Annotated in this window: 23 protein-coding genes and 3 pseudogenes; 23 read left to right on the top strand and 3 right to left on the bottom strand. The window is 63.0% G+C overall.

Annotated elements, in window-relative coordinates; translation table 11 throughout:
- Positions 1-16: 16 nt before the first annotated feature.
- Entirely contained in the window at positions 17-79 is a 63-nt protein-coding gene (locus tag WKW80_RS37640) for an FAD-linked oxidase C-terminal domain-containing protein (RefSeq protein ID WP_422823036.1), read from the top strand.
- Between the two features lie 230 nt (positions 80-309).
- Here WKW80_RS37640 and WKW80_RS34920 read toward each other — a convergent pair whose 3' ends face one another.
- Positions 310-1,236: a LysR family transcriptional regulator gene (locus WKW80_RS34920; protein ID WP_340368155.1), complete on the bottom strand. Its 927-nt coding sequence runs from the start codon at positions 1,234-1,236 to the stop codon at positions 310-312.
- Positions 1,237-1,392: 156 nt separating this feature from the next.
- Between WKW80_RS34920 and WKW80_RS34925 the strand changes: the two genes are divergently transcribed.
- From WKW80_RS34925 to WKW80_RS34965, 9 genes and pseudogenes are all read left to right on the top strand, one after another.
- Complete coding sequence (locus tag WKW80_RS34925) at positions 1,393-2,244, top strand: fumarylacetoacetate hydrolase family protein (RefSeq protein ID WP_340368156.1); 852 nt, start codon at positions 1,393-1,395, stop codon at positions 2,242-2,244.
- Between the two features lie 18 nt (positions 2,245-2,262).
- Positions 2,263-4,341 (top strand): hydantoinase/oxoprolinase family protein, encoded by a 2,079-nt coding sequence (locus WKW80_RS34930; RefSeq protein WP_340368157.1) that lies wholly within the window; start codon positions 2,263-2,265, stop codon positions 4,339-4,341.
- A complete protein-coding gene (locus WKW80_RS34935; protein ID WP_340368158.1) occupies positions 4,338-6,137 on the top strand; it encodes a hydantoinase B/oxoprolinase family protein in 1,800 nt (599 codons plus the stop codon). Before WKW80_RS34930 ends, WKW80_RS34935 begins: the two co-directional genes overlap by 4 nt.
- Positions 6,134-6,520: a hypothetical protein gene (locus tag WKW80_RS34940; protein ID WP_340368159.1), complete on the top strand. Its 387-nt coding sequence runs from the start codon at positions 6,134-6,136 to the stop codon at positions 6,518-6,520. The genes WKW80_RS34935 and WKW80_RS34940 overlap by 4 nt, the downstream gene beginning before the upstream one ends.
- A 2-nt stretch (positions 6,521-6,522) precedes the next feature.
- A complete protein-coding gene (locus WKW80_RS34945) occupies positions 6,523-7,617 on the top strand; it encodes a CobW family GTP-binding protein (RefSeq protein WP_340368160.1) in 1,095 nt (364 codons plus the stop codon).
- 29 nt (positions 7,618-7,646) lie between these two features.
- Positions 7,647-9,059 carry an MFS transporter gene (locus WKW80_RS34950; RefSeq protein ID WP_340368161.1) on the top strand — a complete coding sequence of 471 codons (1,413 nt, stop codon included), beginning with the start codon at positions 7,647-7,649 and terminating at the stop codon, positions 9,057-9,059.
- An 87-nt stretch (positions 9,060-9,146) separates the two neighbouring features.
- Complete coding sequence (locus WKW80_RS34955) at positions 9,147-10,124, top strand: Bug family tripartite tricarboxylate transporter substrate binding protein (protein WP_340368162.1); 978 nt, start codon at positions 9,147-9,149, stop codon at positions 10,122-10,124.
- 24 nt (positions 10,125-10,148) lie between these two features.
- Positions 10,149-11,444 (top strand): porin, encoded by a 1,296-nt coding sequence (locus tag WKW80_RS34960; RefSeq protein WP_340368163.1) that lies wholly within the window; start codon positions 10,149-10,151, stop codon positions 11,442-11,444.
- A 233-nt stretch (positions 11,445-11,677) separates the two neighbouring features.
- Positions 11,678-11,974, top strand: a pseudogene (locus tag WKW80_RS34965) (transposase); the annotation flags it as partial.
- A 159-nt stretch (positions 11,975-12,133) separates the two neighbouring features.
- Here the strand turns inward: WKW80_RS34965 and WKW80_RS34970 are convergent.
- A complete protein-coding gene (locus WKW80_RS34970) occupies positions 12,134-13,066 on the bottom strand; it encodes a LysR substrate-binding domain-containing protein (protein ID WP_340368164.1) in 933 nt (310 codons plus the stop codon).
- Between the two features lie 116 nt (positions 13,067-13,182).
- On the opposite strand from WKW80_RS34970, the gene WKW80_RS34975 reads away from it, so the two are divergent.
- The 7 genes and pseudogenes from WKW80_RS34975 to WKW80_RS35005 all read left to right on the top strand — a co-directional run.
- Positions 13,183-14,340 carry a CaiB/BaiF CoA transferase family protein gene (locus WKW80_RS34975; RefSeq protein ID WP_340368165.1) on the top strand — a complete coding sequence of 386 codons (1,158 nt, stop codon included), beginning with the start codon at positions 13,183-13,185 and terminating at the stop codon, positions 14,338-14,340.
- A 23-nt stretch (positions 14,341-14,363) separates the two neighbouring features.
- Positions 14,364-15,350, top strand: a complete 987-nt coding sequence (locus tag WKW80_RS34980) for a hydroxymethylglutaryl-CoA lyase (RefSeq protein ID WP_340368175.1) — start codon at positions 14,364-14,366, stop codon at positions 15,348-15,350.
- Positions 15,347-15,727: a VOC family protein gene (locus tag WKW80_RS34985; protein ID WP_340368166.1), complete on the top strand. Its 381-nt coding sequence runs from the start codon at positions 15,347-15,349 to the stop codon at positions 15,725-15,727. Before WKW80_RS34980 ends, WKW80_RS34985 begins: the two co-directional genes overlap by 4 nt.
- Before the next feature lie 26 nt (positions 15,728-15,753).
- Entirely contained in the window at positions 15,754-16,650 is an 897-nt protein-coding gene (locus WKW80_RS34990; RefSeq protein WP_340368167.1) for an NAD(P)-dependent oxidoreductase, read from the top strand.
- 41 nt (positions 16,651-16,691) lie between these two features.
- Positions 16,692-17,645 (top strand): Bug family tripartite tricarboxylate transporter substrate binding protein, encoded by a 954-nt coding sequence (locus tag WKW80_RS34995; RefSeq protein ID WP_340368168.1) that lies wholly within the window; start codon positions 16,692-16,694, stop codon positions 17,643-17,645.
- Positions 17,646-17,647: 2 nt separating this feature from the next.
- Positions 17,648-18,874, top strand: coding sequence for a carboxylesterase/lipase family protein (locus WKW80_RS35000; RefSeq protein WP_340368169.1), 1,227 nt, complete (start codon positions 17,648-17,650; stop codon positions 18,872-18,874).
- Between the two features lie 331 nt (positions 18,875-19,205).
- Positions 19,206-19,457 (top strand): annotated as a pseudogene (locus WKW80_RS35005) (cation:dicarboxylate symporter family transporter); the annotation flags it as partial.
- Between the two features lie 115 nt (positions 19,458-19,572).
- On the opposite strand, the pseudogene WKW80_RS35010 reads toward WKW80_RS35005, so the two are convergent.
- Positions 19,573-19,890, bottom strand: a pseudogene (locus WKW80_RS35010) (tyrosine-type recombinase/integrase); the annotation flags it as partial.
- A 198-nt stretch (positions 19,891-20,088) separates the two neighbouring features.
- Between WKW80_RS35010 and WKW80_RS35015 the strand changes: the two are divergent.
- The 6 genes from WKW80_RS35015 to WKW80_RS35040 all read left to right on the top strand — a co-directional run bounded on the left by WKW80_RS35015 (position 20,089) and on the right by WKW80_RS35040 (position 25,327).
- On the top strand, positions 20,089-20,694 hold the full coding sequence (locus WKW80_RS35015; RefSeq protein ID WP_340368170.1) for a hypothetical protein: 606 nt from the start codon (positions 20,089-20,091) through the stop codon (positions 20,692-20,694).
- A 659-nt stretch (positions 20,695-21,353) separates the two neighbouring features.
- Positions 21,354-22,646 carry a Mu transposase C-terminal domain-containing protein gene (locus tag WKW80_RS35020; protein ID WP_340368171.1) on the top strand — a complete coding sequence of 431 codons (1,293 nt, stop codon included), beginning with the start codon at positions 21,354-21,356 and terminating at the stop codon, positions 22,644-22,646.
- A 17-nt stretch (positions 22,647-22,663) separates the two neighbouring features.
- The gene (locus WKW80_RS35025; protein WP_422823035.1) at positions 22,664-23,683 is read left to right on the top strand and encodes an AAA family ATPase; all 1,020 of its coding nucleotides are present in this window, start codon (positions 22,664-22,666) and stop codon (positions 23,681-23,683) included.
- A 27-nt stretch (positions 23,684-23,710) separates the two neighbouring features.
- The gene (locus WKW80_RS35030) at positions 23,711-24,292 is read left to right on the top strand and encodes a hypothetical protein (protein ID WP_340368172.1); all 582 of its coding nucleotides are present in this window, start codon (positions 23,711-23,713) and stop codon (positions 24,290-24,292) included.
- A 171-nt stretch (positions 24,293-24,463) separates the two neighbouring features.
- Positions 24,464-24,697 (top strand): MFS transporter, encoded by a 234-nt coding sequence (locus WKW80_RS35035; protein ID WP_340368173.1) that lies wholly within the window; start codon positions 24,464-24,466, stop codon positions 24,695-24,697.
- A 288-nt stretch (positions 24,698-24,985) separates the two neighbouring features.
- Positions 24,986-25,327, top strand: coding sequence for an SET domain-containing protein (locus WKW80_RS35040; RefSeq protein ID WP_340368174.1), 342 nt, complete (start codon positions 24,986-24,988; stop codon positions 25,325-25,327).
- Positions 25,328-25,419 lie beyond the last annotated feature (92 nt).

Consider the following 25,419-nt stretch of genomic DNA (forward strand, 5'->3'; position numbering starts at 1 on the left):
CATCGAGATGCTATTGATGCGGAAGGTGAAGGCTGGGCTGGATCCGCAAGGCCTGATGAATCCGGGGAAGCTGTTCTGACCCTCAATCGCCGGAGTCGCACCGACCGGCGTGTGAACAGCGCTGCTCAGGTGATCGTTGGTGCACCCGCAGGCAAGGCTGCGCCGTTGGCGGCCTGCTACGCCAAGGCGTAGAAAAAAGCAAATGTGTTCACAGGTGCCAGAGGCCGCCGCTGTAGCCGCCGACGGCAGAGATCCAGGCGCGCTCATCGGACGACGGCTGACGCTGGCGAAAGCGGCTCTTCATCGCGCTTATCCCAATGGTTCCAGCTCGGTGAGCTGGTTGCCCCAAGACTCCACCAACCCCTGGATGACCTCGGCGACCACGCGGCAGGCTGGCGAGAGCTTGCCCTGTTTGGGAAACGCCAAGGTGACGTGCCGGATCAGGTCAGGCTTGACGAGCTTGCTGGCTTGCAGCAGACCGTTTTGAATCTCGGCGGTGATCGAGTACGGACCCAGGACCGTATACAGGCCCGGCCCGTGGGCGACGAGTTCCTTCTGCACCGTCAATGAATCCGCCTCCGCGATCGGTTCGAGTTTGAACCCCTGGCTGCGCGCGGCTTCGTCGAGCGCATTGCGCCAATGGCTGGGGCGCCGGGGCAGTATCAGCCGCAGGCCCGAGAGCCGCGAGAAATTCACCGTGGGCCCTTGTGTGATCTCGTTGCCCGGGGCCGACACCAGGTAGGTGTGCGCGACGCTCAACAGCTTTTCCTCGCGTGCGTTCGGGCGGTTGAAGCGAAAGAGGATCGCGAGATCGACTGCGCCGGTGTCCAGCATGCTGTCGAGTTCAATGCCTTGAGACTCGGCGATGTTGAGACGGATGCCGGGATGCTCCGTCTGCAGTCGCTCGAACAAGCGCGTCATCAGCGGGTGCGCGGCCGACGGAATGATGCCGAGGCGCACCTCCCCGAGCAGTTTGCCCGACTCCGCGCGCAACTCCTCTTCCACGCGCTCCGTTTCCTGAAGCCACGAGCGCAACCGCAGTGCCGCACGCGCGCCGAGTTCGGTCAGGGCCACGCCCCGACCAGTGCGCCGGAACAGGGGTCCGCCAAAGGTCGATTCAAAGTCGCTGATCTGCCGACTGATATGCGATTGCACCGTCTGCCGTCGCGCCGCGACCTTGCTGAGGCTGCCCGCTTCGACGACTTCAAGGAAAAGCCTGACGTTCGAGATGTTCATAGGGAATACCCGCACAAGCCATGCCAAATATGGCAAGTCTGAATCCTCCGAATTCTATCTATGCGGAGAGCTCGCCAATTTTTACATTTGCTCTACGCGCTGTGAACACACGACTTGCCCCGAGTCGATTCGCAGCGATGCATCCGAGGAGACACCTTGAAACTTGTCAGCTTCCAACACGCCGGCCAGGCCACTTACGGTGTGGTCCAAGGCGACCGCTACCTGCAGCCGCCAGCCGATTTTCTGAACCGCTTTCCGGACCTCGCCTCGGTGCTCTGCGCCGATGCGCTGGGCGAACTGAAAAAGGCCGTCGCCGCCAACGGCACAGCAATCCAGCCGTCGGCGACCCAAGCCCTGCCGGTGATCCCCAATCCCGGCAAACTCATCTGTGTGGGCCTGAACTACAAGACCCACGTCGCCGAGACCAAGCGCGCTGACAGCGAATACCCGTCGCTGTTCCTGCGCTTCAACGACACGCTGGCCGCGAACGAGGACGTGGTGCTACGCCCCTCGTTCTCGGAACGTTTCGATTGGGAAGGCGAACTGGCCTTCGTGATCGGCAAGGGCGGGCGCCACATCCCGAAGGCACAAGCCTTCGAGCACATCGCCGGCTATGCCTGCTTCAACGACATCAGCGTGCGTGACTGGCAGCGTCACACGCACCAGTTCACGCCGGGCAAGAACTTCCCCGGCACCGGCCCCTTCGGCCCTTACCTCCTCACGCGCGACGAAGTACCCGATGTCACCCAACTGGCGCTGGAAACACGCGTCAATGGCAACGTGATGCAAAAAGCCACCCTCGGCGATCTGATCTTCGACATCCCCGTGCTTGTCGAATACATCTCGCGCTTCACGCCGCTGTCGCCCGGCGATGTGATCGCCACCGGCACGCCCGGCGGTGTCGGCGACCGACGCGACCCCCCGCTGTACATGAAGGACGGCGACGTGGTCGAGGTCGAGATTACCGGCCTGGGCGTGCTGCGCAACCGCATCGGCGTCGAAGCCTGAACCCCCGGAGACAAGCAAATGAACACTCAACCTGCACTGCGCATCGCCGTTGACATCGGCGGAACCTTCACCGACATGGCGTCCTTCGACGAGGCCAGTGGCAAGCTCTTGTTCGGCAAGGCGCTGTCAACGCACGGCGAGCTCGTGAACGGCATCCAGGCGACGATCGACAGCGCAAAGATCGACTGGCGCGACGGCCACCTGTTCCTGCATGGCTCAACGATCGCCATCAATACGCTGCTGGAGCGCACGGGGGCCAACACGGCGCTGCTGATCACCGAGGGCTTCCGCGACATCTACGAGATCGGCCGCGTGAACCGGCCCGACGCCTACAACCTCTTCTTCAACAAGCACCAGCCACTGGTCAAGCGGTCGCTGCGCTACGAAGTGGCCGAGCGCCTGCGCGCCGATGGCAGCACGCACAAGCCGCTCGACGAGGCCGCAGTTCGCGAACTGGCGCGTGAACTGAAGGGCCAGAACGTGGACGCCGTGGCGGTGCTGCTTCTGCACTCCTACCGCAACCCGGCGCACGAGCAGCGCGTGAAGCAGATTCTGCAGGAAGAAATTCCAGGTGCATTCGTCTGCGCCTCGCACGAGCTGAGTCAGGAGTACCGCGAATTCGAGCGCGTCTCCACGGCCGTGGCCAACGCCTATGTCGGTCCGCGTGTGTCCGAGTACCTTGGCCAACTGGAGACGCACCTGTCCGACAAGGGCTTCGACGGCGACTTCTACATCGTGCAATCGACCGGTGGCCTGTTTCCGGTGGAACATGCCAAGGTCGGCTGCGTACGCATGCTCGAGTCCGGCCCCGCGGCCGGGGTGATCGGTGCGCAGGCCATCTGTGAGCAGCTCGGCATGGGCGACGCGATCGCTTTCGACATGGGCGGCACGACGGCCAAGGCCGGGGTGATCAGCGAAGGCCGGCCGCTCACGACGGGCTCGGCGTTGATCGGCGGCTACGAGCGCGCACTGCCGATCCAGATTCCGATGATGGATATCCACGAAGTCGGCACCGGCGGCGGCTCGATCGCCCGCGTGGAGACAGGCAACGCGCTGCGTGTGGGGCCGCAGAGCGCCGGCTCCATCCCCGGCCCGGTGGCCTATGGCCGCGGCGGCAAGGAACCGACCGTGACCGACGCCAACCTGTTGCTCGGCCGGCTGGACGCCGAGCACTTCCTGGGCGGCGAACTCCAGCTCGACCTGGATGCCTGCAAGCGCCAGATGGCCGAGCGTGTGGCCGGACCATTGGGTTTGGAACCGACAGAAGCGGCCGACGGCATCCTGCGTATCGCGGTGACGCAGATGTCGCACGCCGTGAAGGCAGTGACGACCGAGCGCGGCCTGGACGCCGGCAGCTTCACGATGGTGGTGTATGGGGGCGCCGGCCCGTTGCACGCCTCGGCCATCGCTCGCGAAATCGGCATCCGCAAGGTGCTGATCCCCTACGCGCCGGGCTACTTCTCGGCCTACGGAATGTTGTTCTCCGACCTGCGCTACGACTACGTGCGCTCGGTGTTCCGCAAGCTCAACGACGTGTCCTTCGAGGAGATCGAGGAGGCGTACAAGAAGATGGAAGACGAGGGTCGCGCGGCCCTGGCGCAGTCCGGCATCAAGGCCGATGGCGTGGTGATCGAACGCGCGGCCGACATGCGCTACGTCGGCCAGGAGCACGCCGTCACGGTGGACCTGCCGCTGGCTTACTTCGCGGGCCGCGATCGCTCGGCCATCAAGCAGCAGTTCGACGAACTGCACAAGGTGCGCTATGGCACCTCGGCGCCGAAGGAGCCGGCCGACCTGGTGAGCCTGCGCGTCACCGTGCTGGGCACCATGAAGAAGCCGCCGAAGCACAGCGTCGCCAAAGGCACGGCCACGCCGGACAAGAAGGCTGTGCGCGCCACCAAGCCGGTGTACTTCCGCTCGGGTGGGTGGGCCGACACGCCCGTCTACATCCGCGACCTGCTGCTGGCAGGCAACGAGATCGCCGGCCCGGCACTGATCGAGGAGCACGCCTCCACCACCGTCGTGCAGCCCGGAGACGAGCTGCGCGTGGACGAACTCGGCAACCTTCAAATCGCCATCGGGAGCGACAGATCATGAGCACCAACCAAACTAGCAACGTCAACGTGGCGATCGACCCGATCACCGTCGAGATCATCCGCAACGGCCTATACGCCGTGACGGAAGAGATGAAGACAAACCTCACGCGCACTGCCTACAACCTCATCATCTACGAGGCATTGGACTTCACGGTCGGCCTGTTCACGAAGGAAGGCGACACGGTCTCCATCGGCCTTGGCCTGCCGATGTTCATCAGGGGCATGTCCGAGACGGTGAAGGCCAAGATCCGCCACTTCGGCTACGAGAACATCCTGCCGGGCGACATCCTCGTCACCAACGACGCCTACACCACCGGCAGCCATCTGAACCATTTCACGTTCACGATGCCGGTGTTCCACGAGGGCAGGCTCGAAGGGTTCACCTGCTGCATGGCGCACTGGCTGGATGTGGGCGGCACGCTGGGCAACGTGACGACCGACATCTTCAGCGAGGGGATCCAGATCCCGATCATGAAGTACCAGCGCGAAGGCGTGGTCAACCAGGATCTGATCGACATCATCGCGATGAATGTGCGACTGGCCGAGCGTGCGCTGGGCGACCTGCGCGCGCAGATCACGGCCATCACCACCGGCGAGCGCCGCTACTCCGAGCTGCTGCAGCGATACGGCGTTGACGCAGTGAATGGCTCGATCCGCCAGATCATGGATTCGTCGGAAGCGGTGGCACGTAAGAACACGCTTTCGATCCCTGACGGCGTGTACGAGGCCGAGTCTTTTATGGACGACGACGGCTTGGACATCGGCAAGCGCATCCCGATCCGAGTAAAGGTCACTGTGACCGGCGAAGAGATGACGGTTGACCTGTCGGACGTGAGCAAGCAGGTGCGTGGCTTCTACAACTCGGGCTTCACCACCGGGATCGCTTGTGCGCAGGTGGCCTACAAGTGCCTGACGACGCCGACCGACTATCCGGTCAATGACGGCAGCTTCCGGCCGCTGAAGGTCATCATGCCGATGGGCACGGTGATCAGCGCCGAGCGCCCGTACCCCATGCGGGTGTGGATGACCTTTCCGATGACGGTGATCGACACCATATTCAAGGCCCTGGCCCCGGCGATTCCGCACCGCTCCATCGCCGGGCACCATGCCGACCTGGTGTTCCCGAACATCCACGGCATCTCCCCGGAGGACGGTCGCCTGTTCATCGTGGGCATTGGCCCGCTCGGGGGCGGGTGGGGAGCGAAGTCGGGCGAAGACGGCGTGTCGGTCACGGTGTGCATCAACGACGGCGACACCCACAACAGCCCGACCGAACAGCTCGAAGCCAAGTACCCGGTGCTGGTGGAGAAGTATGAGATTCGCCAGGACAGCGCCGGCGCCGGGCGCCAGCGCGGTGGGCTGGGTGCGGAGATGGTGGTGCAGGCGCTCTCGCCCTTCACTGTGACCACCCGGATCGACCGCGTGCACTGCAAGCCCTGGGGCCTGGAAGGGGGCACCGATGCCATGGGCAACGGCCTGGCCGTGCGCCACAAGGGCGAGTGGAAGACTGACCACTTGAACGCCAAGATCTTCAACGTGCGCCTGGAACGCGGCGATGCCTACAAGATGCTGTCGGGCGGCGGCGGCGGCTTTGGCGATCCGCTGGAGCGCGATGCGGAACTGGTCGCCGAGGACGTGCGCGAAGGCTACGTGAGTGCCGGCGTGGCACGCGAGGTGTATCGCGTCGCACTGGACTCGCAAGGACGGGTAGCCCAGGAGGCCACGAATGCACTGCGCAGTTCGCCGCGCTCGGTGCGCAACGGCACAACAGACACGCTCGCCTGGGACGGGCAATGAACGCCGCCGCCGTCATGGCCGACGACATCGCCCGGCGTGCAGACGAGATGTTGAGCTTGTGGAGCTCGCTGTCGATGCGCCACATCGCGCTGGGCTCGGCCTGCGCCTGCGGCACTGGCGGCGTCAGCCTGCGGCTCGACGACTTCGAGCTCGACATCGTCGGCTACCTGGAGGACGCGGGCCTGCGTTCAGGCGTGGAAGAGGTCGTCGGCTTCTTCAATGCGTTGCAGCAGGCCGGTCCGCAGGCACAGCCGCTGCGCAGCCTGTTGGAAGATGCCATGGAAGAGCGTCTTCCGGAAGCGGTTGGCGAATGGCTGATGCCGAAAGTGGAGCGGACCCTGCGTTCCTTCGCCGAGCTGCACGGCCCTGGCGAGCGGGGCTAAGCATGGCCGGCCATTTCTCATCCCTGCTAACGGCCGACAGGCGGGCCGGCGAGCGGGTGCCGGTGACGGTGCTCACCGGCTTCCTCGGCAGCGGCAAGACGACGCTGCTGAACCGCCTGTTGCAGCAGCCAGACCTGCGTGGCATGGCGGTGATCGTCAACGAATTCGGCGAGGTCGGCATCGACCACGATCTGATCACGCAGACCAGCGACGACACCATCTTGTTGGCCAACGGTTGCATGTGCTGTTCTGTACGCGGGGACCTGGTGGCGGCAATGAATCGCCTTGGTGAACGCACTGATCCGCCGCTGCGACATGTGCTCATCGAGACCAGCGGACTGGCCGATCCCGGCCCGATCCTGCGCACGATGATGGGCGATGCGGCGATCCGCGGTCGCTTTGCGCTGGCCGGCGTCGCATGCACAGTGGACGCCGTGCTCTGCATGGGCACATTGGACCGGCACGCCGAATCCGTCCAGCAAGCGGCGGTTGCGGACCATCTCTTCCTGACCAAGACCGATTTGCTTGAAGGCGGTGCGCCCTCGCCTGAGTTGCTGGCACGACTTCGCGAGCTCAATTCAGTGGCACGGCTGCACGTGGCGCGGGACGCGCAGCCGCAGGCGCTGCGCGAGCTGGTCCAGTCGCCCAAGGACAGCAGTGAGGTGCCGGCCGGCGCGATGTACTACCGGCCGTCTCAAGCCGACGCCGACGCGCCGAAGGACTCAGCACCTGTCCACCGCGATGGCATCTCCTCCTTCGTCGTGGAGCGCGACCAACCTTTGCCGCGCGATGCCTTTTTCGCCTGGCTTGACATGGTGATCGCGATGCGCGGTGAAGACCTGCTGCGCGTCAAGGGCCTCGTGCATTTGGCCGATGAGCCGGATCGTCCGATGGTGATCCATGGCGTGCAGCACCTGTTCCATCCGCCCGAGTTCTTGCCGGCGTGGCCGGGACAAGACCGGCGAACCCGAATCGTCTTCATCACCCGCGGCGTCGATGCGCAGGCGATGGACGAAACCCTCGACGTGCTGGTGCACCGGCACATGCGGCGAGCCTCGCCGACCGCCGCAGCCGCATCACCCAAGACCCATCCGTGACTACAACAGTCGAGAAAGCCTGAGACATCATGAAAGTCGATTCATTCGCATTGACGCCTGACCAGGGCGTCGCAAGGCAGGCAGCGCATCTGCTGTTCCGGATCGAGAACGTGCCGTTCAGCCGCTGGCACACCAAGGCGCGCATCATCATGGGCAGCGCGACATTCTTCGATGCCTTCGACGCGCTGGCGCTGGCTTTCGTGCTGCCAGTGCTGATCGGCTTGTGGCACCTGAGTCCGCTGGAGGTGGGCATGCTCATCGCCGCCGGCTACGTGGGCCAAGTCATCGGCGCCTTGGTCTTCGGCTGGGCGGCCGAACGTTTCGGCCGCGTGCCCAGCGTGACGACCACCGTTGCCGTGATGTCGGTGATGAGTATCGCCTGCGCCTTCGCGGGCAACTTCCAGATGCTGTTCGGCCTGCGCTTCCTGCAGGGCATCGGCGTGGGCGGCGAGGTGCCGATCGCGGCCGCCTACATCAACGAGCTGTCGCAGGCCAAGGGCCGCGGACGCTTCTTCCTCCTCTATGAGCTGATCTTCCCCCTCGGCCTGCTCGGCGCTGCGCAGGTGGGGGCCTTCGTGGTGCCACGCTTCGGCTGGGAATACATGTTCCTGGTCGGCGGCATCCCGGGCTTGCTGATCCTGTTCTTCATGGCGCGCCTGCCGGAGTCGCCGCGCTGGCTGACATCGAAGGGCCGGTTCCAGGCGGCCGAGCGCGTGATCGAAGGACTTGAGGCGAGCACCACAAAGCGCAGCCTCGATGTCCGGCGCGACAAGGTAGACGTCGAGTCTCGAGTCACCGCGCTCGCTGCCGGCCTCGTGGATCGCAAGAAGAGCTCCTGGAAGGAACTGTTCTCGCCGCTGTATCGGCCGCGCACGCTGGTCGTGTGGGTGCTATGGGCCTCGTCGTACTTCGTCGCCAACGGCATCAACAATTGGTTGCCCACGCTGTACAAGACTGTCTACAACTTGCCGCTGCAGGAGGCGCTGAGGATGGCTTCGCTGACCAATGTGCTCAGCACCTGCGCTGTGCTCGCCTGCGCGCTGCTGGTGGATCGCGTCGGGCGGCGCCGTTGGGCGACGGCCAGCTTCCTTCTCAGCGGCACGTTGCTCGGGGTGCTGGGCCTGGTGGGCGCCAGCAGCGCCTGGTCGGTCGTGATCCTCGCGTCCTCGGCCTATGCGGTGATGGGCACGACCACGGTGCTGCTGTATCTCTACACGCCGGAAATCTATCCGACGCGGATGCGGGCGATCGGCACCGGGCTGGCCACGTCCTGGCTGCGTGTGGCATCGGCGGTCTCTCCCGCGCTGGTCGGCGTGGTGCTATCGACCAACGGCATCGCGACGGTGTTCCTGATGTTCGCGGCCGCCACCGTCGTTGGACTCATCGCATCAATGCGCATGGTTGAGACCACCAACCGGGCGCTGGAAGACATCTCGCCCTGATCGCTCCGCACCTCGTTGCCGGCGCTGTCGTATCGGCGCCGTGGCGCGGCGCTGCCTATTCCTTCATTTCCACACTTTGGAGACACCATGAAACTGCCGAGAAGAGCCATCTTCGCGACCGCCGCGCTAGTCGCATTCGCCATTGCGCCGGCTTGGGCACAGCCTGCCAAGTTCCCCGATCGCATGATCCGAATCGTGGTGCCGTTTGCCGCCGGCGGCGGGGTTGACAGCATGGCGCGGCTGCTGGCCAGCCAGTTGACGCCGCGACTCGGAGTTGCCGTCATCGTCGAGAACCGGGCCGGAGCCAACGGCATGCTGGGCGGCAAGGCGGTGCAGACCGCTCCGGCCGACGGCTACACGTTGCTGTTCTCCGCCGCCACGCACGTGCTCGCCAAGCAAGTGATGAGCAACGCGTCCTACGACCCGCAGACGGACTTTGCGCCAGTGGCGCGTGTCGGCGAGGCGCCCCTGATGCTCGTTATCTCGCCGCAACTCGAACCACGCAAGCTGGGCGAGGTGCTGAACGCGGCGAAGCAGCAGCCCGACAAGTGGTCCGCGGCGATCCCGGCCGCCGGCGCGCCGAGCCACCTGGCGACCTTGCTGATGGCCAAGCAGGGCAACGTCAAGCTCACTTACGTGGCCTACAAGGGCACGCAGCCGGCGCTGGTGGACGTGGCTGGTGGACACGTGCAATTGTTGCTTGACTCGATCATCTCGGTCCATCCACTCGCCAAGTCGGGCAAGGTCAGGCCGATCGCCATCACCTCCAGCAAGCGCAGCCCGCTCGCGCCGGATGTGCCGACGGCGCAGGAGAGCGGTTTCCCGGAACTGACGTATGCGTCCTGGTACGGCATCTGGGCACCGAAGGACACACCCGCTGATCGCGTGAAGTTGCTCAACGCGGCCATCAACTCGGCGGTGGCCGAGTTGGCGAAATCGGGCGCGCTCGTGAACCTCGGTATCGAGCCCGTGGCGCAAGACTCCGTGCAGTTCAAGCAATTCATCGCGACCTATGTCGCCCAAAGCGCCGAGCTCCTCAAGGGCGCCGGGTTCAAGCCCGAGTAACAAACAACATCACCCGAAGATCCCATGAAAAAGACTTTCCTTGCTGCATCCGTTATAGGTTGTGCCGCTGGCGCGTCCGCGCAATCGTCGGTGACGCTTTTCGGTGTCCTGGACACAGGCGTTAGCTACTACAACACGACGAGCGAGTTCTACAACAACACCAACCGGGTCATTCTTCCCCCCGCCCTTGCCACAGAAATTGGCATACATCAGACCGTCCTTTCGAACAGCAACACGCTGAACAGCCGCCTCGGATTTCGGGGTACCGAAGATCTCGGCGGAGGCTTGTCGGCAAGCTTCTGGCTGGAGTCCGGCCTTGCCACCGACACCGGACTTGGCAACGGTCCCGGGGGGACGATCATTTTCAATCGTCGATCGACTGTGAGCCTCTCCAGCAGCCTCGGCGAAGTTCGTTTGGGTCGCGACTTCACTCCGACGTTTTGGAATGACTCGATATTCAGCCCATTCAGCACCATCGGGGTCGCTGCAAACGTCATCTCGACGATCGGGACCAATCTCGCCGTTGTCAAAGGCCCTGGATCCGCAGTGGCCGCCTCCGATAACTATCTGCGCACGAGCAACAGCATCGGGTACTTCCTGCCTGCAAATTTGGGCGGGTTCTATGGTCAACTCCAGTACGCATTTCCGGAGAACATCAGTCAGAGCAATGTTCCCGGGACCCCGTCGAACAAGGGTCAGTTCTACGGCGGTCGCGCAGGCTATGCCTCGGGACCGCTGGATGTCGCTGTCGCCTATGCCGTGAGCGACGCTGCGAACACGACGGGCTTGAATCCGGCCGGACTGCCGACATTCGTGAATCTCGACGAAAAGATCAAGACCCTCAATGTCGGAGCCTCGTACAACTTCCAGTTTGTGAAGATCTTTGGCGAATTTTCACAGGTGAAGGATCAGTCCAGATCGACAACTCCCAATCCTTTGCTGGGTTTGCTTGTGACACGAGGCAGCGGCAAGTACACCGGCGGTCTCCTGGGAGCTACTGTTCCCGTGGGGCCTGGCTTGATCAAGGCTGCATATTCAACGGTCAAGTTCGACAACGCTTCAGGTTCCGCGACACCTTTCGCTCCCAAGCGGGACGCCTCGGTTGACAAATTTGGCCTCGGCTACGAATACAACTTCTCGAAGAGAACCGCCGTCTACGCAACTGCCGCTTATATCCGCGTCAAGGACGGCCAGAACAACCCGAGCATCATGGGCGCAACTGCAGGGACCGCGCCCTATATATCAACCGGAGCCGGCGTTTCCGGTTATGCCCCGAGTAAATCCACGGGTTATGACTTTGGCATTCGGCACTCGTTCTAGCTTCTAGTGCAGTGCGCTTGAAATAGTGGAACTTAATCGATGGGGCACACTCCGACCTCGATAGAGGTTGCAGCCATGCGCATCGCCCCAAGGATCGAACTGCTGTTCAACGAGAGCTGACCGCCTTGGCGCGGCGAGGCCGTCGAGGCTCGTGTGCAGCAACGCGCCAGAATCCAACTCGACCTCGGCGGCGATGTCCTTGTTCTGCCAGCCCTGAGCGGCCAACAACACGAACTCTGGACGGCATGGTGATTTCGATGTGCCAACAGCAACACCGGCACGCAGAGTGGCTGCAGTCCTGCGCCTGATCCAACGCAAGACGGCCCAAGCACCTGCAGTTGCACTTGATCGTGGACAACTACGGCACGCACACGCATCTCGACGTGCAGGCCTGGCTCGCCAAGCATCCGCGCTTCGTCATGCGCTTCACACCCACCAGCGCGTCGTGGCTGAACATGGTCGAGCGCATCTTCCGCGAAATCTCCGAGAACCGCGTCCGGCGCGACAGCTTCACCAGCGTGCCCGAACTGGCCAGGTTGCCTGTTGCCGTCGTGCGGCCCGTGGATTGCACCGCCCGCAAATGCTCCACGGCCAAACTGCACCAAGTCATCCACCGACGCCAGGGACGGCCTGAAGCTGGTGCGCGGGTTTCGCTGACACGACGCGCGTGCCAACGTTCTTGCGCCGCGTTACCAGGTCGACCTGCTGCAGCTCTCTTGAGTGGGGCGCAGGTGCTCAACCATCACGCGTGCGGCAGCGGACAGTGGGCGCTCCGCACTGTACCCAAGTAGCAGCCTCCGATGCGCCCATGCGTCGGTGAGGCGCACCGCCTTCAGTTTTCGTGGGCCAAGCACTTCCTGGCAGGCGGCCAGTGGCAACACCCCGACGCCGAGCCGGGCGGCAATCATCTGGCTCATGGCGTCGAAGCTGCGGACTTGCACGCGCAACCTCAGCGGACGCCCGGCGTCGGTTGCTGCTCTCGAAGTGAGCTCCAGCAGTGAGCTCCCCCGGTTGAGCCCGACGAAGTCGTGTTCGAGGCAATCGGCAAAAGCAATTTTCTTTGCCTTTGCCATGGGGTGAGACTTCGAGCACAGGAGGACGAGTTCGTCGTCCCGAAAGGGCAAGACGGTGAGTCCATCAGCGGGGGTGCCCTCGGCAAATACACCGAGGTCCGCCAAGCCATCCCGTACGGCTCTCACGATGTCTCCGCTCAGTTGCTCCTCGATGTCCACCCGGATCCCCGGCTGGAGTTCCATGAAATTCCACAAGACCGCCGGCAGGAATTCGGTGAGCGCGGACATGTTGGCCCACAGGCGCACGTGGCCCCGGTAGCCCTCGGAAAAATCAGCTAACTCGGCGCCGAAGAGCTCGAAACCCTGAAGCAGCCGAATGGCATGTTGCACTGCGACATGACCCGCCGGCGTGACGGTCACGCCCTGGACGCTTCTCTCCAGCAACTGCGCGCCCGCGGTTGCTTCGAACTCGCTCAAGCGCCTGCTGGCCGCCGACAGCGCGAGGTGACATTGAGCAGCGCCCTTGGTGATGCTTCCGGATTGCACGACCGCGGAGAAAAGTCGAAGCGTCACGAAATCGACGCGTGCCGGGTTGATGACGGTCTTCATTTCGGGTTTCTACGAGCTTCGCAATCCGCGAAGGATACATGCTCATAGAGCAATTCCTCCTCTGTCCCGCTCCAATTTAGATTCATGTCTCGCCAAGATTCGAAAGAGACGGAGACATGAAAGCACTGCAAAGCCTCAAGGTCCTGGAACTGGGACAACTGATCGCCGGCCCGTTCGCCGGCAAGACGCTCGCCGAGTTCGGCGCCGACGTCATCAAAGTGGAACCTGCCGGCATTGGCGATCCGCTTCGTAAATGGCGAATGCTGCGCGACGGCACCTCGGTGTGGTGGGAAGTGCAGTCACGCAACAAGCGCTCGGTGTGCCTCGACCTTCGCTCACCCGAGGGCCAGGAAGCGGTGCGTTCGCTGGCCAAGGAGGCCGACGTCCTGATCGAGAACTTCAAGCCTGGCACGCTCGAAGGATGGGGGCTGGGATGGGATGAACTTCACGCGCTGAACCCGGGGCTGATCATGCTTCGCATCTCGGGTTACGGCCAGACGGGTCCATATCGCGACAAGCCGGGATTCGGCGTCCTGGGCGAGGCCATGGGCGGTTTGCGTCATCTCACAGGGGAGCCCGGCCGGGTGCCCGTTCGCGTCGGTGTATCGCTCGGCGACACTCTGGCCGCGCTGCACGGTGTCATCGGCGTTCTCACCGCGCTGCACCACCGTACCGCACACGGCGGCGAAGGGCAGTTCATCGATGTCGCACTGTACGAATCGGTGTTCAACGTGATGGAGAGCCTGGTTCCCGAGCACGACGCGTTTGGCGCGGTGCGCGAACGTGCAGGCAGTGCATTGCCCGGCATTGCGCCGACCAATGCGTACCGCTGCAATGACGGCCAGTACGTGCTTGTGGCAGGAAACGGAGACAGCATCTACCGGCGTCTGATGCGTGCCATCAATCGGCCCGACCTGGAGAACGATCCGGAATTGACCCACAACGACGGGCGCGTGCGCAGGGTCGAGGAAATCGATGCGGCGATCGAGGCATGGACCCGCCACCGAACCCGGGAAGAGGTGCTTTCGGTGCTCGATTCCGCAGGCGTGCCGGTGGGCCGCATCTATTCCGTTGCGGACATCGCCAGCGACCCGCAATACCTGGCCCGCGAAATGATTGTCGAGTCGCCAACCTCTGACGGTCGATCGCTCAAAGTCCCCGGTGTGGTGCCCAAGCTCAGTGCGACGCCCGGAGCCATTGCGCACGCGGCACCGCGCCTGGGTCAGCACACCGACGACCTGTTGCGCGGTGGTTGGCCGACCCGCTCGTCCTGAAATTCCAAAGCCTGAGGAACCCCATGAAAAACGGAAACAACACGCGACTGTTTATCAACGAAGTTGCGACACGCGACGGCTTCCAGATGGAAAGCCATTTCATCCCGACGGATGACAAGGTTGCGCTCATCGACACCTTGAGCGGACTGGGCTACGCCAAGATCGAAGTCACCTCCTTCACTTCGCCCAAGGCAATTCCAGCCCTGCGTGATGGCGAAGAAGTGATGGGTCGAATTGCACGTCGGCCCGGCGTGGTCTATACGGCACTGGTGCCCAATGTCCGCGGTGCCGAACGCGCGCTCGACGTGAAAATCGATGAGTTCAACATCGTCATGTCGACCAGCGAGACGCACAACCTGAGCAACTTGCGGATGACGCGCGAGCAGTCGTTCTCCCAACTGGCGGGGGTTATCGAGCTCGCCCAGCGTGCAACCGTTCCCGTCAACGTATCGCTGTCGTGCGTGTTTGGCTGTCCCATGGAGGGGGAAGTGCCTCTCGAGACGGTGCTGGGCTGGATCGACCGTTTTGCCGAGCGGGGCGTTGCGGGCATTACGCTGTGCGACACGACTGGCATGGCCTATCCGACGCAAGTGGACGTGCTGTGCAAGGCGGTCATGGAACGGTATCCCGAGCTCGACTTCACCGCGCATTTCCACAACACGCGGGCAATGGGCCTGGTCAACAGCGTGGCCGCCGTCGAGGCAGGCGTACGCCGCTTCGATATGTCGCTGGGTGGGATCGGTGGCTGCCCCTATGCGCCGGGAGCCACCGGCAACGTGGCAACGGAAGACGTCGTGCACATGCTGCAGTGCATGGGCTACGACACGGGCATGGATCTCGATGGGTTGATCCATGCGGCCGGCGAAGTGGGGCGCTTGGTGCAGCATGAGCTCTCCAGCCAATTGCCCCGCGCCGGGCATCGGCTGACTCGACACCAACCGCCTGCGGATTTTGCCGAGATTGCAGAGCGAGCAGCTGCGAGAAGCGAAGGCAAGGAGGTCAGGGCGTGATCGATCATCTGGACCATCTCGTGCTCACGACTGCCGACGAGGCGGCGTGCGTCAGCTTTTACGTCGACGGCCTGGGCATGACCCTCGAAACCTTCGGCGCGGCACGCAAGGCATTCCGCTTCGGCAACCAGAAGATCAACCTGCACGTCAAGGGCAATGAGTTCGAGCCCAAGGCCCACACGCCCGTTCCTGGCGCATTGGACCTTTGCTTCATCGCAAGCAAACCGCTGGATGCCGTGATCAGTGAGCTACAGAAGAAGGGCTTGCAGATTGTCGAAGGCCCCGTCATGCGCACGGGCGCCGTCTCTCCTATCCGTTCCATCTACCTGCGCGATCCGGACCTGAACCTGATCGAAATCTCGGAGATCGCAAAATGAAAGTTGTATTCCTCGATGCGGCGACGTTGCCGCAACGCCTCGAGTTCGATCCGGCGTATGGCATCGACTACCAGGCCTATGACTCCACGTCAGCTCGTGATGTTGCCGAGCGCATTGCGGGCGCGACGGTTGTCATCACCAACAAGGTCCGGTTGAACGCCGAGCTCCTGCGCGCCGTGCCAAGCCTGAAGCTGGTGGCTGTGGCTGCAGCGGGCACGGACAACATCGATGTCGCGACTGCGCAAGCGTTGGGAATTCGCGTTCAGAACGTACCCGACTATGGGAGCGATTCGGTCGCAGAGCACGCCATTGCGACGCTGTTCGCCATACGCCGACAGATCCAGACCTATGCCGCGGCGGCAAAAGACGGCAGGTGGACATCCTCCAGCCACTTTTGCTGGACGGGCCCAACCATCAAGGATCTTGGTGGTTCGCGCTTCGGCGTTGTCGGTCGTGGACGCATTGGCGAAGCCGCGGCAAGGATCGCGCGCGGCATCGGCATGACGGTCCATTTCGCTGAAACGCCTGGATTTCCGCGCAAGGAAGATGAGCTTCCCCTGGACCAGCTCCTCGCGGAGTCGGACGCCATCACTCTGCATTTACCGCTGACGCCCGAGACCAAGGGCTTGATCAACGCCGAGTCGTTGCGCCATATGAAAGCTGGCGGGGTGCTGATCAATACCGGCCGAGGGGCGCTGGTTGACCCGCTGGCGCTGGCCGACGCTCTGCGCAGTGGCGCGATCGCCGGTGCGGCAATCGATGTATTGGAGACCGAGCCGCCTGCGAGCGATCACCCCCTGCTCGACCCCGCGATCCCGAACCTCCTTTTGACGCCTCACGTGGCGTGGGCGAGCGATCGTGCGCAAGCCAAGTTGGCGTCTCGACTGCAGGACCTGGTGCAGGAAGCAGCCCAGCGCTCCTAACACTCATTCCAACGGAGACAAGCATCATGAAATTCACCAAAATGACCCCCGCCGCCGTGGCTGCATTGACGCTGGTATTCGGCGCTGCGCACGCCCAAACGTATCCTTCCAAGCCTGTCACGATCGTTGTGCCGAGCGCCGCCGCCGGCTCGACCGACATCATGGCCCGACTGGTCGGTGAGCAGCTCCAAAAGGCGTTGGGTCAGGCCTTCATCGTTGACAACAAGCCCGGCGCCAGCGGCAACATTGGCACGGAAGCGGTGGCGCGCGCGGCTCCCGATGGCTACACGCTGCTGATGCAGTATTCGGGCTACCACGTCGGCAATCCCGCCCTGTTTCCCCAGATCAGGTGGAAGACCAGCGACTTCGTGCCCGTCGCACTCGTGATGCGTGCCCCGCATGTCGTTGCTGTGAGTGGGACATTGCCCGCTACGAATTTGAAGGACTTCATCGCGAACGGACAGAAAAACGGCAAGGGCATTTTCTATGCCTCGTCCGGCAATGGCTCGATCCAGCACATCGCCGGAGAAATGTTCGCCAAGCAAGCGAAGGTCCCTGCCACCCATGTCCCCTACAAGGGCGCCGGTCCCGTTGTAACCGACTTGATCAGCGGGCAGGTGGATATGTTCATCACGACGCCACCGTCGGTCATTGGCCAGGTGCAGGCCGGAAAGATCAAGGCGCTGGCATACGCCGGGCCCAAGCGCCATCCCTCCATGCCGACCGTGCCAACTACCGCGGAAGCAGGCTTGCCCGGTTACGAAGTCGAATCCTGGTTTGCCCTTTTTGCACCGGCCAAGACGCCCCCTGACGTAGTTGCGAAGCTCTCGGCGCAGGTCAAGACCATCGTCGAAAGCGAAGCGTACAAGAAGAAGGTCGAGGACCAAGGCGCGTTCGCTGCGTACATGGACTCAGCGGCACTCGGCAAGTTTGTCGATCAGGAGACGGCGGTATGGGCCAAGGTCATCAAGGACGGAAACATCAAGGCTGACTGAGCATGACCAGACCAAAACAGCCCACGATGCTCGGATTCGCATCCTTGCTTGGTGCCGCTGTATTGCTGACGGCTTGCGGCGGCATGCCGGGCGGCCCTGGCAGCATGGACACCGTGAAAACCGAAGGTGGTCTCGTGCGAGGAAAGGGTAGCGAGGTGCACGCATACCTCGGCATCCCATATGCGGCCGCACCGACCGGCGAGAACCGCTGGCAACCGCCCCAACCTGCCCAGAGATGGAGCGGAACTCGAGACGGGAGCGCTTTCGGTCCCGACTGCATGCAGCCTGCCGAGTATCCGGAGCTGCGTGGCGCCGGCATGAGCGAGGACTGCCTCAGCGTGAACGTTTGGTCGCCTGCCAAGCAGCCCGGCGAGAAGCTGCCAGTCATGGTCTGGATCTATGGCGGTGGGTTTACCTACGGCTCCGGGTCGCATCCTTCTTACGATGGTGAAGCGCTTGCAAAGCGGGGTGTCGTCGTTGTCACGTTGAACTACCGACTCGGCCTGCTCGGATTCATGGCGCATCCTGAGCTCAGCGCGGAATCTGCGACGCGCAGCTCAGGCAATTACGGTCTGCTGGATCAAATCGCTGCGCTGAAGTGGGTTCAACGTAATGTGGCCGCGTTCGGCGGTGATGCAGTCAAGGTCACGGTCTTCGGTCAGTCGGCCGGAGCGCATTCCATCAGCACGCTGATTGCTTCTCCGCTAGCTGACGGTCTCTTCCAGCAGGCCATCGTGCAAAGCGTCGGCGTCATGCGCCCCGTCGCCTCCTTGAAGGAGGCCGAAAGCTTCGGTGCGTCGTTCGGTTCAAGCATCAAGGACTTGCGTGCCATCCCAGCTGCGGAACTGGTAGAGCGGCTCAGAAAGTCACCGTCTCGCGGATCGAAAATCACGACTTGGCCTACGCTGAGCATCGTGGCGGATGGTCTTGTGGTTCGGCAACCAGACTTCAAGGCCTACGGCCAAGGTCAGTTTCAGAAGGTTCGGGTGATGGTCGGGAATGTTGCCAACGAAGGCGGTGGTGCTGCACGAAATATTCCCGTCAAGACGGTCCCGGAGTTCAGCAGCTATCTGAGTCTGAATTTCCCTGGATTCGAGACGAGGGCTCACCAAGCCTACGCCATAACTCAAGACTCACAGATACAGCAAGCACTTGCCGACGTGTACAGCGACACCTTGGGCAACTCGCTGCTTGGCGTCCGTACGATCCCGCGTCACAGGCATACATGAACTTTGGGGACTCGCCTGTTGTGGCAAGCGGCTTGGATTCGCCTCGCCTCGACCTCATCAGGGACTATTGCGCGGCCCAGCGACGCTGACGTCTAGAGGGCTTGGGCGCGCGAAGCCCTCGACACGAGCGCGCACCGACCATCAGTGATGCCCATGGGGCGGGCCGCCGCATGCGCGAGTTCGGGCAAGCCGCGCCCATCACTGCAGCTCCCTGTCAAGCGGAGGACGGCGACAGCCACCTGACAACACTACGAAGCTCCTCGAGCCCAGAGTTTCGCAACCCAGTCGCATTCATTGATCTTCGAGCAACACAACTACCAGGAGAATCGACATGAACGAAGCTTTGGCCACACTGCCGCACGAACCGGCTAGACAGATCCCACCGCGCCACCGGTGGTACAGGCATCTTTACGTACAGGTGCTGATCGCCGTAGTGATCGGCATCCTACTCGGGCACTTCTATCCGACCCTTGGCGAGGCCATGAAGCCGCTGGGCGACAATTTTCTGAAGCTGGTCAAGCTGGTCATCGCCCCTCTGATTTTCTGTACGGTCGTGCACGGCATCGCGAGCATGCGCGACATCTCTCGGGGTCGCTCGGTGGTTCCCGTTCCTGCGCCGTGGATCTCCGGGGAGCGCTCAGAAAACGCCAACAGGCAGTGACGTTCGCGACGAGCGCGAACCGGGCGCACACTGCCTGTCACTCGTCGTCAAGCATCCGGCTCGCCTTGCTGCCCAGTGAGCTCTCGGCGCGGAAGTAGCCCATCACGGTCGTGACGCTGTGATGCCCCGTCATCGCCATGGTTTCGGGCAGCGACATCGCCTGTCGTCCAGCCTCCGTCACAAAGCCCGCCCGCAGCGAGTGCGCAGAAAAATCTCCCTCGACCCCGGCGAGCGCACACCGCTCCTTGACGATGTCGCGCACCGCCGCGGGTGCCAGGGGCTCGCCCAGATGCCCGCCCTTGCGGATGCGGCGGAAGAGGGCGGCTTCCTGGATCCCGCTGGCAGCCCGCCAGGCCTGCATCCGTAGAAAAAAGCAAATGTGTCACAGGTGCCCGGAGGCCGCCGCCCTTTGTTGTGCCATTGGTTGCGCGACAGCCGGTGACAAATTTCCTTGCGAAGAACGCGAAGCAAATGTGTCACCTCGCCTTTGCACGAAGCAAATCCGTCACTCTGTGGATGCGAAGTGCGCGGACCCTGCGTAACGTGTTGATCCATGAAGGATTTGGCTACACGGTACGACACGCCGCTGGAGACGGTCCGGCCGCGGGGCAGACGCTTGATCGAAGGCTTCAGCGTCAAGTTGGAGCGGCGAGTTCGGCTGTTCTCGCACGGGAGTTTTGCGCAATGGATTCGCCTTGAGGCGGATCCGTCGATCCTCGAGTTTTGCGAACGGCCAGCGCGGCTCGGGTCGAATCCCGAGGCCCGTCTGATCGATTTCTGGGCTCGCCGCACAGACACCCAGGAAATGCTTTTGGTCGATGCGCCGCAGGAAGTTCCTTCGCAGGTGTGCGGTATTCCAGTGCGCTTCGTGACCGACGCTGAACTGGCGGCCGCGAACGTCTGGATCGTCAACTGGTCGCGCATGCTGCCTGTCGTCAACGCTACCCGGGCGTTGCTGCCGCCGCGGCTTTTGCGATCCGTCGTCCATCATGTTCGGGAGGCGATGTCATTGGGACGCTTGGAGCACGAACTGTCCTACGGCGATCCGTCGCTGGCGCGCGGCGCCATCTTCGCGCAGCTTCGCACCGGTGGGATCCGCGCACCGTCGTTGCATACGCAGCCGATCGGCTTGCATACCCTCTTGGAACCAGTGTCGTGAGCCGTCGCGGGCGAATCCACGATCTCGATCCGGCGACATGGCCGTCCTTCGATACGAGCGCGTTGCCCACTGCGGAGCGGACGGTTTTCGCCGCTCGACGGCGCGCCATCGAACTCTATGCCGAAGGGGTCTCACTGAGCGAGATCGAGAGATGCACGGGGGTCGATCGCCGCCAGCTCTATCGCCTGGTCGATCGCTGCAGTGCACCCCATGACGATGGTCGCGCCTATGGCTGGCGGGCCGTGGCGCCGTATGCGCGTGTCAATGCCTACCAGCGCACGACCCCGTTGACGATTTCACGCGACGGGACTGGCCGGGGAGCCGCTGGCGCCTTCGGGTTGCTGCTCCAGGCGCAGCCCGCGCTTGTCACCTGGATCGCAACTCGTGTGCATGACAAACGCATCTCAATCGTTCAGCGTTCCACCGACGCCGGGCTGCGCACACGCCTGCGTGGCCTGAAACAGCTGCACGAGGAGTTCCTGCGCGAATGCCGAGCGCTAGGACTTGGCGCTACCGACTACCCCTTCAGCGCAGAGCAGATGGGTGTCCGCTCGTTGTCGGCGGCGTTGCGCACCGAGTGCCTTCGCAGCTTTGCGCGCAGCGCGCATCTGGCTGGAGCCCATCGGCTCAAGGGCCTGCCGCATGAGAGTTCGAGCCCGGTGGCCACGCAGGCGCTGGATGTCGTCGAGTTCGATGGCCATCGCCTTGACGTTCGCCTCAAGGTAGTCGTGCGCGATCCCCTGGGGTTCGAGCAGCAGTTCGAGATTGAGCGAATCTGGCTGCTCGTCATCCTGGACGTCTACAGCCGTGCGGTACTGGGCTATCACATCAGCCTGAATCGGGAGTACTCGCGCTACGACGTCATCCGCACCATTGAAGCGGCGCTGGAGCCGCATCGCCCCAGATCCTTTACGCTGCCCGGCATCGGGTACGGTGAGCTCGGCGGATTCCCTTCTGGCAAGCTACCCGAGTTGGGCTATGCGACGTGGCGCTGGTTCAAGGCCGACAACGCGAAGGCCAACCTCGCCGCCGATGTGCGCCACGCGCTGGCCGAATTCATCGGCTGCTTCATCGATGCTGGCCCGGCGCATGCGCCGGATGACCGGCCGTACATCGAGCGCTTCTTCGGCTCGATCGCGGCCAACTTGTCCAGTCGCCTGCCAGGCTACACGGGCACCGGTGCGCGAGATGTGCGTCGCGCGCTGTCCGATCCGAAGAAGGATTTGCGGTTGTACGTTTCCCTCGACGAGATCGAGGAACTGCTGGAAGCGGCCATCGCTGCCTATAACGCGACGCCGCATGACGGCCTGAACGGGCGCACCCCACTGGAAGCCGTGGCCCATTCCGTGCGCGGCCGAGGCGCCATGCTCAACTGGTTGCCAGAAGCGAAGCGGCAGACCCTGTGTTTGATGCAGACGCCCCGGCGCGCCACGGTGCGTGGCTATCTGCACCAGGGCCAGCGGCCGCACATCAACTTCCATGGCGTCCGGTACACAAACCCGGTGCTCGCAAGCACCGCGTCCTTCCTGGGCCAGACGCTGCGGATTTACTACAACAGCCAGGATTTGCGTACCGTGCGCGCGTTCGCGGGCGACGGTTCGGAGATCGGCGTCCTGAAGGCGCAGGGTGCATGGGGGGAGATATTGCACGATCTCAAGCTGCGCCAGGAAGTTCTTCGGCTGCGCGGGCGCAAGCGCTTGAGTGGCGCCATGCTGCACCAGTATCTAGACGCTTACGTCAGCGACAAGCTCCACAACGCCAAGGGGTCGCGCCGTTCCGCCAGCGATGCGGTACGGACTCTGCGTACGTTGGTGGCGCAGCCAACAAGTGTTTCGGCGCAAGCACTGCAGCTGAGCGGCCCGACGCCGCAGGCCGAAGCTGCACCCTCCGTCGAAACGCGCGTAATGCCTGAGCGGCTCACGATCGGCAGCGGCTTCGTCGGGGCAATCTGATTCGTCGCGGAGGCGCCATGCCGACTGAACGTCAACCTTCATCGCCGTTTCCGTTGCCGACTTCGCTTGGTCGGCCGATTGATCCCACCCTGCATCCCATTGAGACTGGAGGCTATCGCATTGCGACGCCGGCTATTCAGGCGTTCTCCGATTTGGTGAACCGATGCCTGCGTTACCGCATCACCGGTGCGCTGACCTATGGCCCTTCGCGCATCGGCAAGACACGGGCAATCGAATACTTGCGTCTTTTGCTGGCGCAGACCCAGCCGAAGATCACGACTTATCACGCACAAGCCGAGCACAAGCCACGCCACGCTGAGGGCCCGTTCCTTGCCAACCTGCTGGAGGCCGTGGGTTACCCTGACCCGGTGGGTGGTACCAATCCGGCCAAGCGCATGCGTCTGATCAACAAGATCAAGGAGGCCTGCACCCGCAACGGCAGCGGCACGGTGGTGCTCTTCTGCGACGAGGCACAGCGCTTCGACGAGAACGAATACGAGTGGCTGCGTGACGTGCACGATCATCTGGACCGCCTTCAGATTCGACTCTTCACCTTCCTGGTCGGCCAGCAGGAACTGCTGGCAGTCAAGATGGCCATGCAGCATGCCAGGAAGACGCAGATCGTCGCCCGGTTGATGGTCGAGGAGTTGGCATTCTTCGGGATCCGAAACGTACGTGACGTGGCCACCTGCCTGGATGGCTACGACCAGACGAACTTCCCACGTGCCAGCGACTGGAGCTTCACACGCTTCTACCTGCCACAGGCCGTGAGCGGAGGTTATCGGCTGGCGCATGATGCAACGCTGTTGTGGTCGGCGTTCGAAAGCCTTCATCACAGGCATGGTTTGCCGGGTGCGCTCGAAATTCCGATGGAGTCGTTCACCCGTGCCGTGGAAATCGTGCTCAAGGACAGCACGCTACGCGATGCTCCCGACTATCGGCCGGACGCCGCATTGTGGAACGTGGCCGTGCGCAGTTGTGGCTACATCCAGTCGCGCCAGGCGATCAGCGCGGAACTCATGACGAGCCCCGCCTGAGGCGCAACTGCAGGCGGAGTCAAAGCAATGGCGCTGCCGATCTTGATCGTTGACCAGCAAGCGCTGAATCCGCGCCTCGGCTATGTATTCCATCGACGCTGGCTGCAGCCCTATGAGTCCGTGGTCAGCATGCTATGGAAGTTCGCGCGCATGAATCTGCTGTCCGGCTTCGCCCTGGTCAAGCAGGTGAGCCCCGACAATGTCGACCCGTACGATGGGGTTGCCTCGAGAGATGTCGACGTAAGGGCGATGGCCCGAATGCTGGACGTGACGCAGCGCAGTGTGCGCATCGGGATGAAAGATCTGTCGCTCGACCGGCACCGATACCTGCGTTGTTGCCCTAGCTGCATGGTGCTGGGGTATCACAGCGTGGTCCATCAGCGCGAGCATCTGAACCGGTGTCCGATTCATGGCGTGCAGTTGCTCGTAGCGTGTCGGCATTGCGGCCAGCCGTCGGCGTATTGGCTCGACGCCCAGCTGTTGGATGCGCCATTCCGATGCCGGCATTGCAGGCATTACTACACCGCCAGCCTATACCCACCGTCTTTGCCGTGGAAGGCGTTGTCGAGTGAGGGGCGCATTGCAGTCACGCGCGCGGCGATAGGGTAGGGGGAGTGAGCGCGAGCAGGCGGGCGACGGTGACACATTTGCTTCGCAATTGCAGGAGCAAAAGCCGAGTGACACATTTGCTTTGCAATCGTGCAAACACAGGGTGGATGCGGTCTGCCGCCGGATGTCGTCGTTGGGCAGCGGTCGAGTGACACATTTGCCTGCGTAGGAGTGACGGATTCGTTTTTTGCGACGAGACGCGACGGCGCGACGCTGTGGCGGGTGTACCGTGACTTGGGTGATCCGTCGCGCTATGTGGAGCGCTTCATCGTCGCCTCCTGGGCCGACTACCTGCACCAGCGTGCGCGGGCCACGCTGGCCGATCAGGAAGTCGAGGCACGCGTTCGCGAGTACCTAGCGGAGGGCGAAGTCGTGACGACGCAGCACTACATCGCCGTACGGTAAGCGGGAAGCAGTGCCGCCGCCGATGCATTCCAGTGGCGCGGAATTGGACGCAATCCTCAAAGGGCAGCGTACGTTGCGGTTGACCGCCTGACCCAGGGGACGTTGCGCTTGGTCCTGAACGATGTCCGTACTCGATGGCGATGGGGGTTCTCGACCGGGGTCACGGTTTCACGCGAGGCGCTCGCCGAAAACTCGGCTTCGACTATGGGCGACAGTCGGGATCGCGCGCCTTCGCGGCTCTACAATTTCTCGTGCGGCCATCGGCGGATGGCCAGCTCCCCGCACGATATGAACGCTCGCACCCCCTATCTGCAAGTTGCCGACAGCGGCATTCATGGTCTGGGCGCGTTTGTGACTCAGGATCTTCCAACTTCAACGCTTCTGGGCAGTTATCAGGGCCGTCGGTACTCTGAAGAACAACTGACCCAGAGACGCTGGGACGACAGCCTGACGTTTCTGTTTTCCTTGTCGAATGGCGACACGATTGACGGAAGCCGGGGTGGCAACGCCACCCGCCACATCAATCACTCCTGCGCGCCGAATTGGGAAGCCGTCGAGGAGTTTTATGCGAAGGGCCGATTGGTCCTGAGGATTTATGCGCTCAGGTCGCTGCCCCCCGCGTCACAATAGTTGTCGCCCCGATAGGGCCTGAGCCTTTGGGGTTTGGGTTTCATTGATGGTGGTGGGAGGCTGTGGAGCTTGTGGGCGAAGGCCGGCGCGGT

Source organism: Variovorax humicola (assembly GCF_037889915.1).
Taxonomy (GTDB): domain Bacteria; phylum Pseudomonadota; class Gammaproteobacteria; order Burkholderiales; family Burkholderiaceae_C; genus Variovorax; species Variovorax humicola.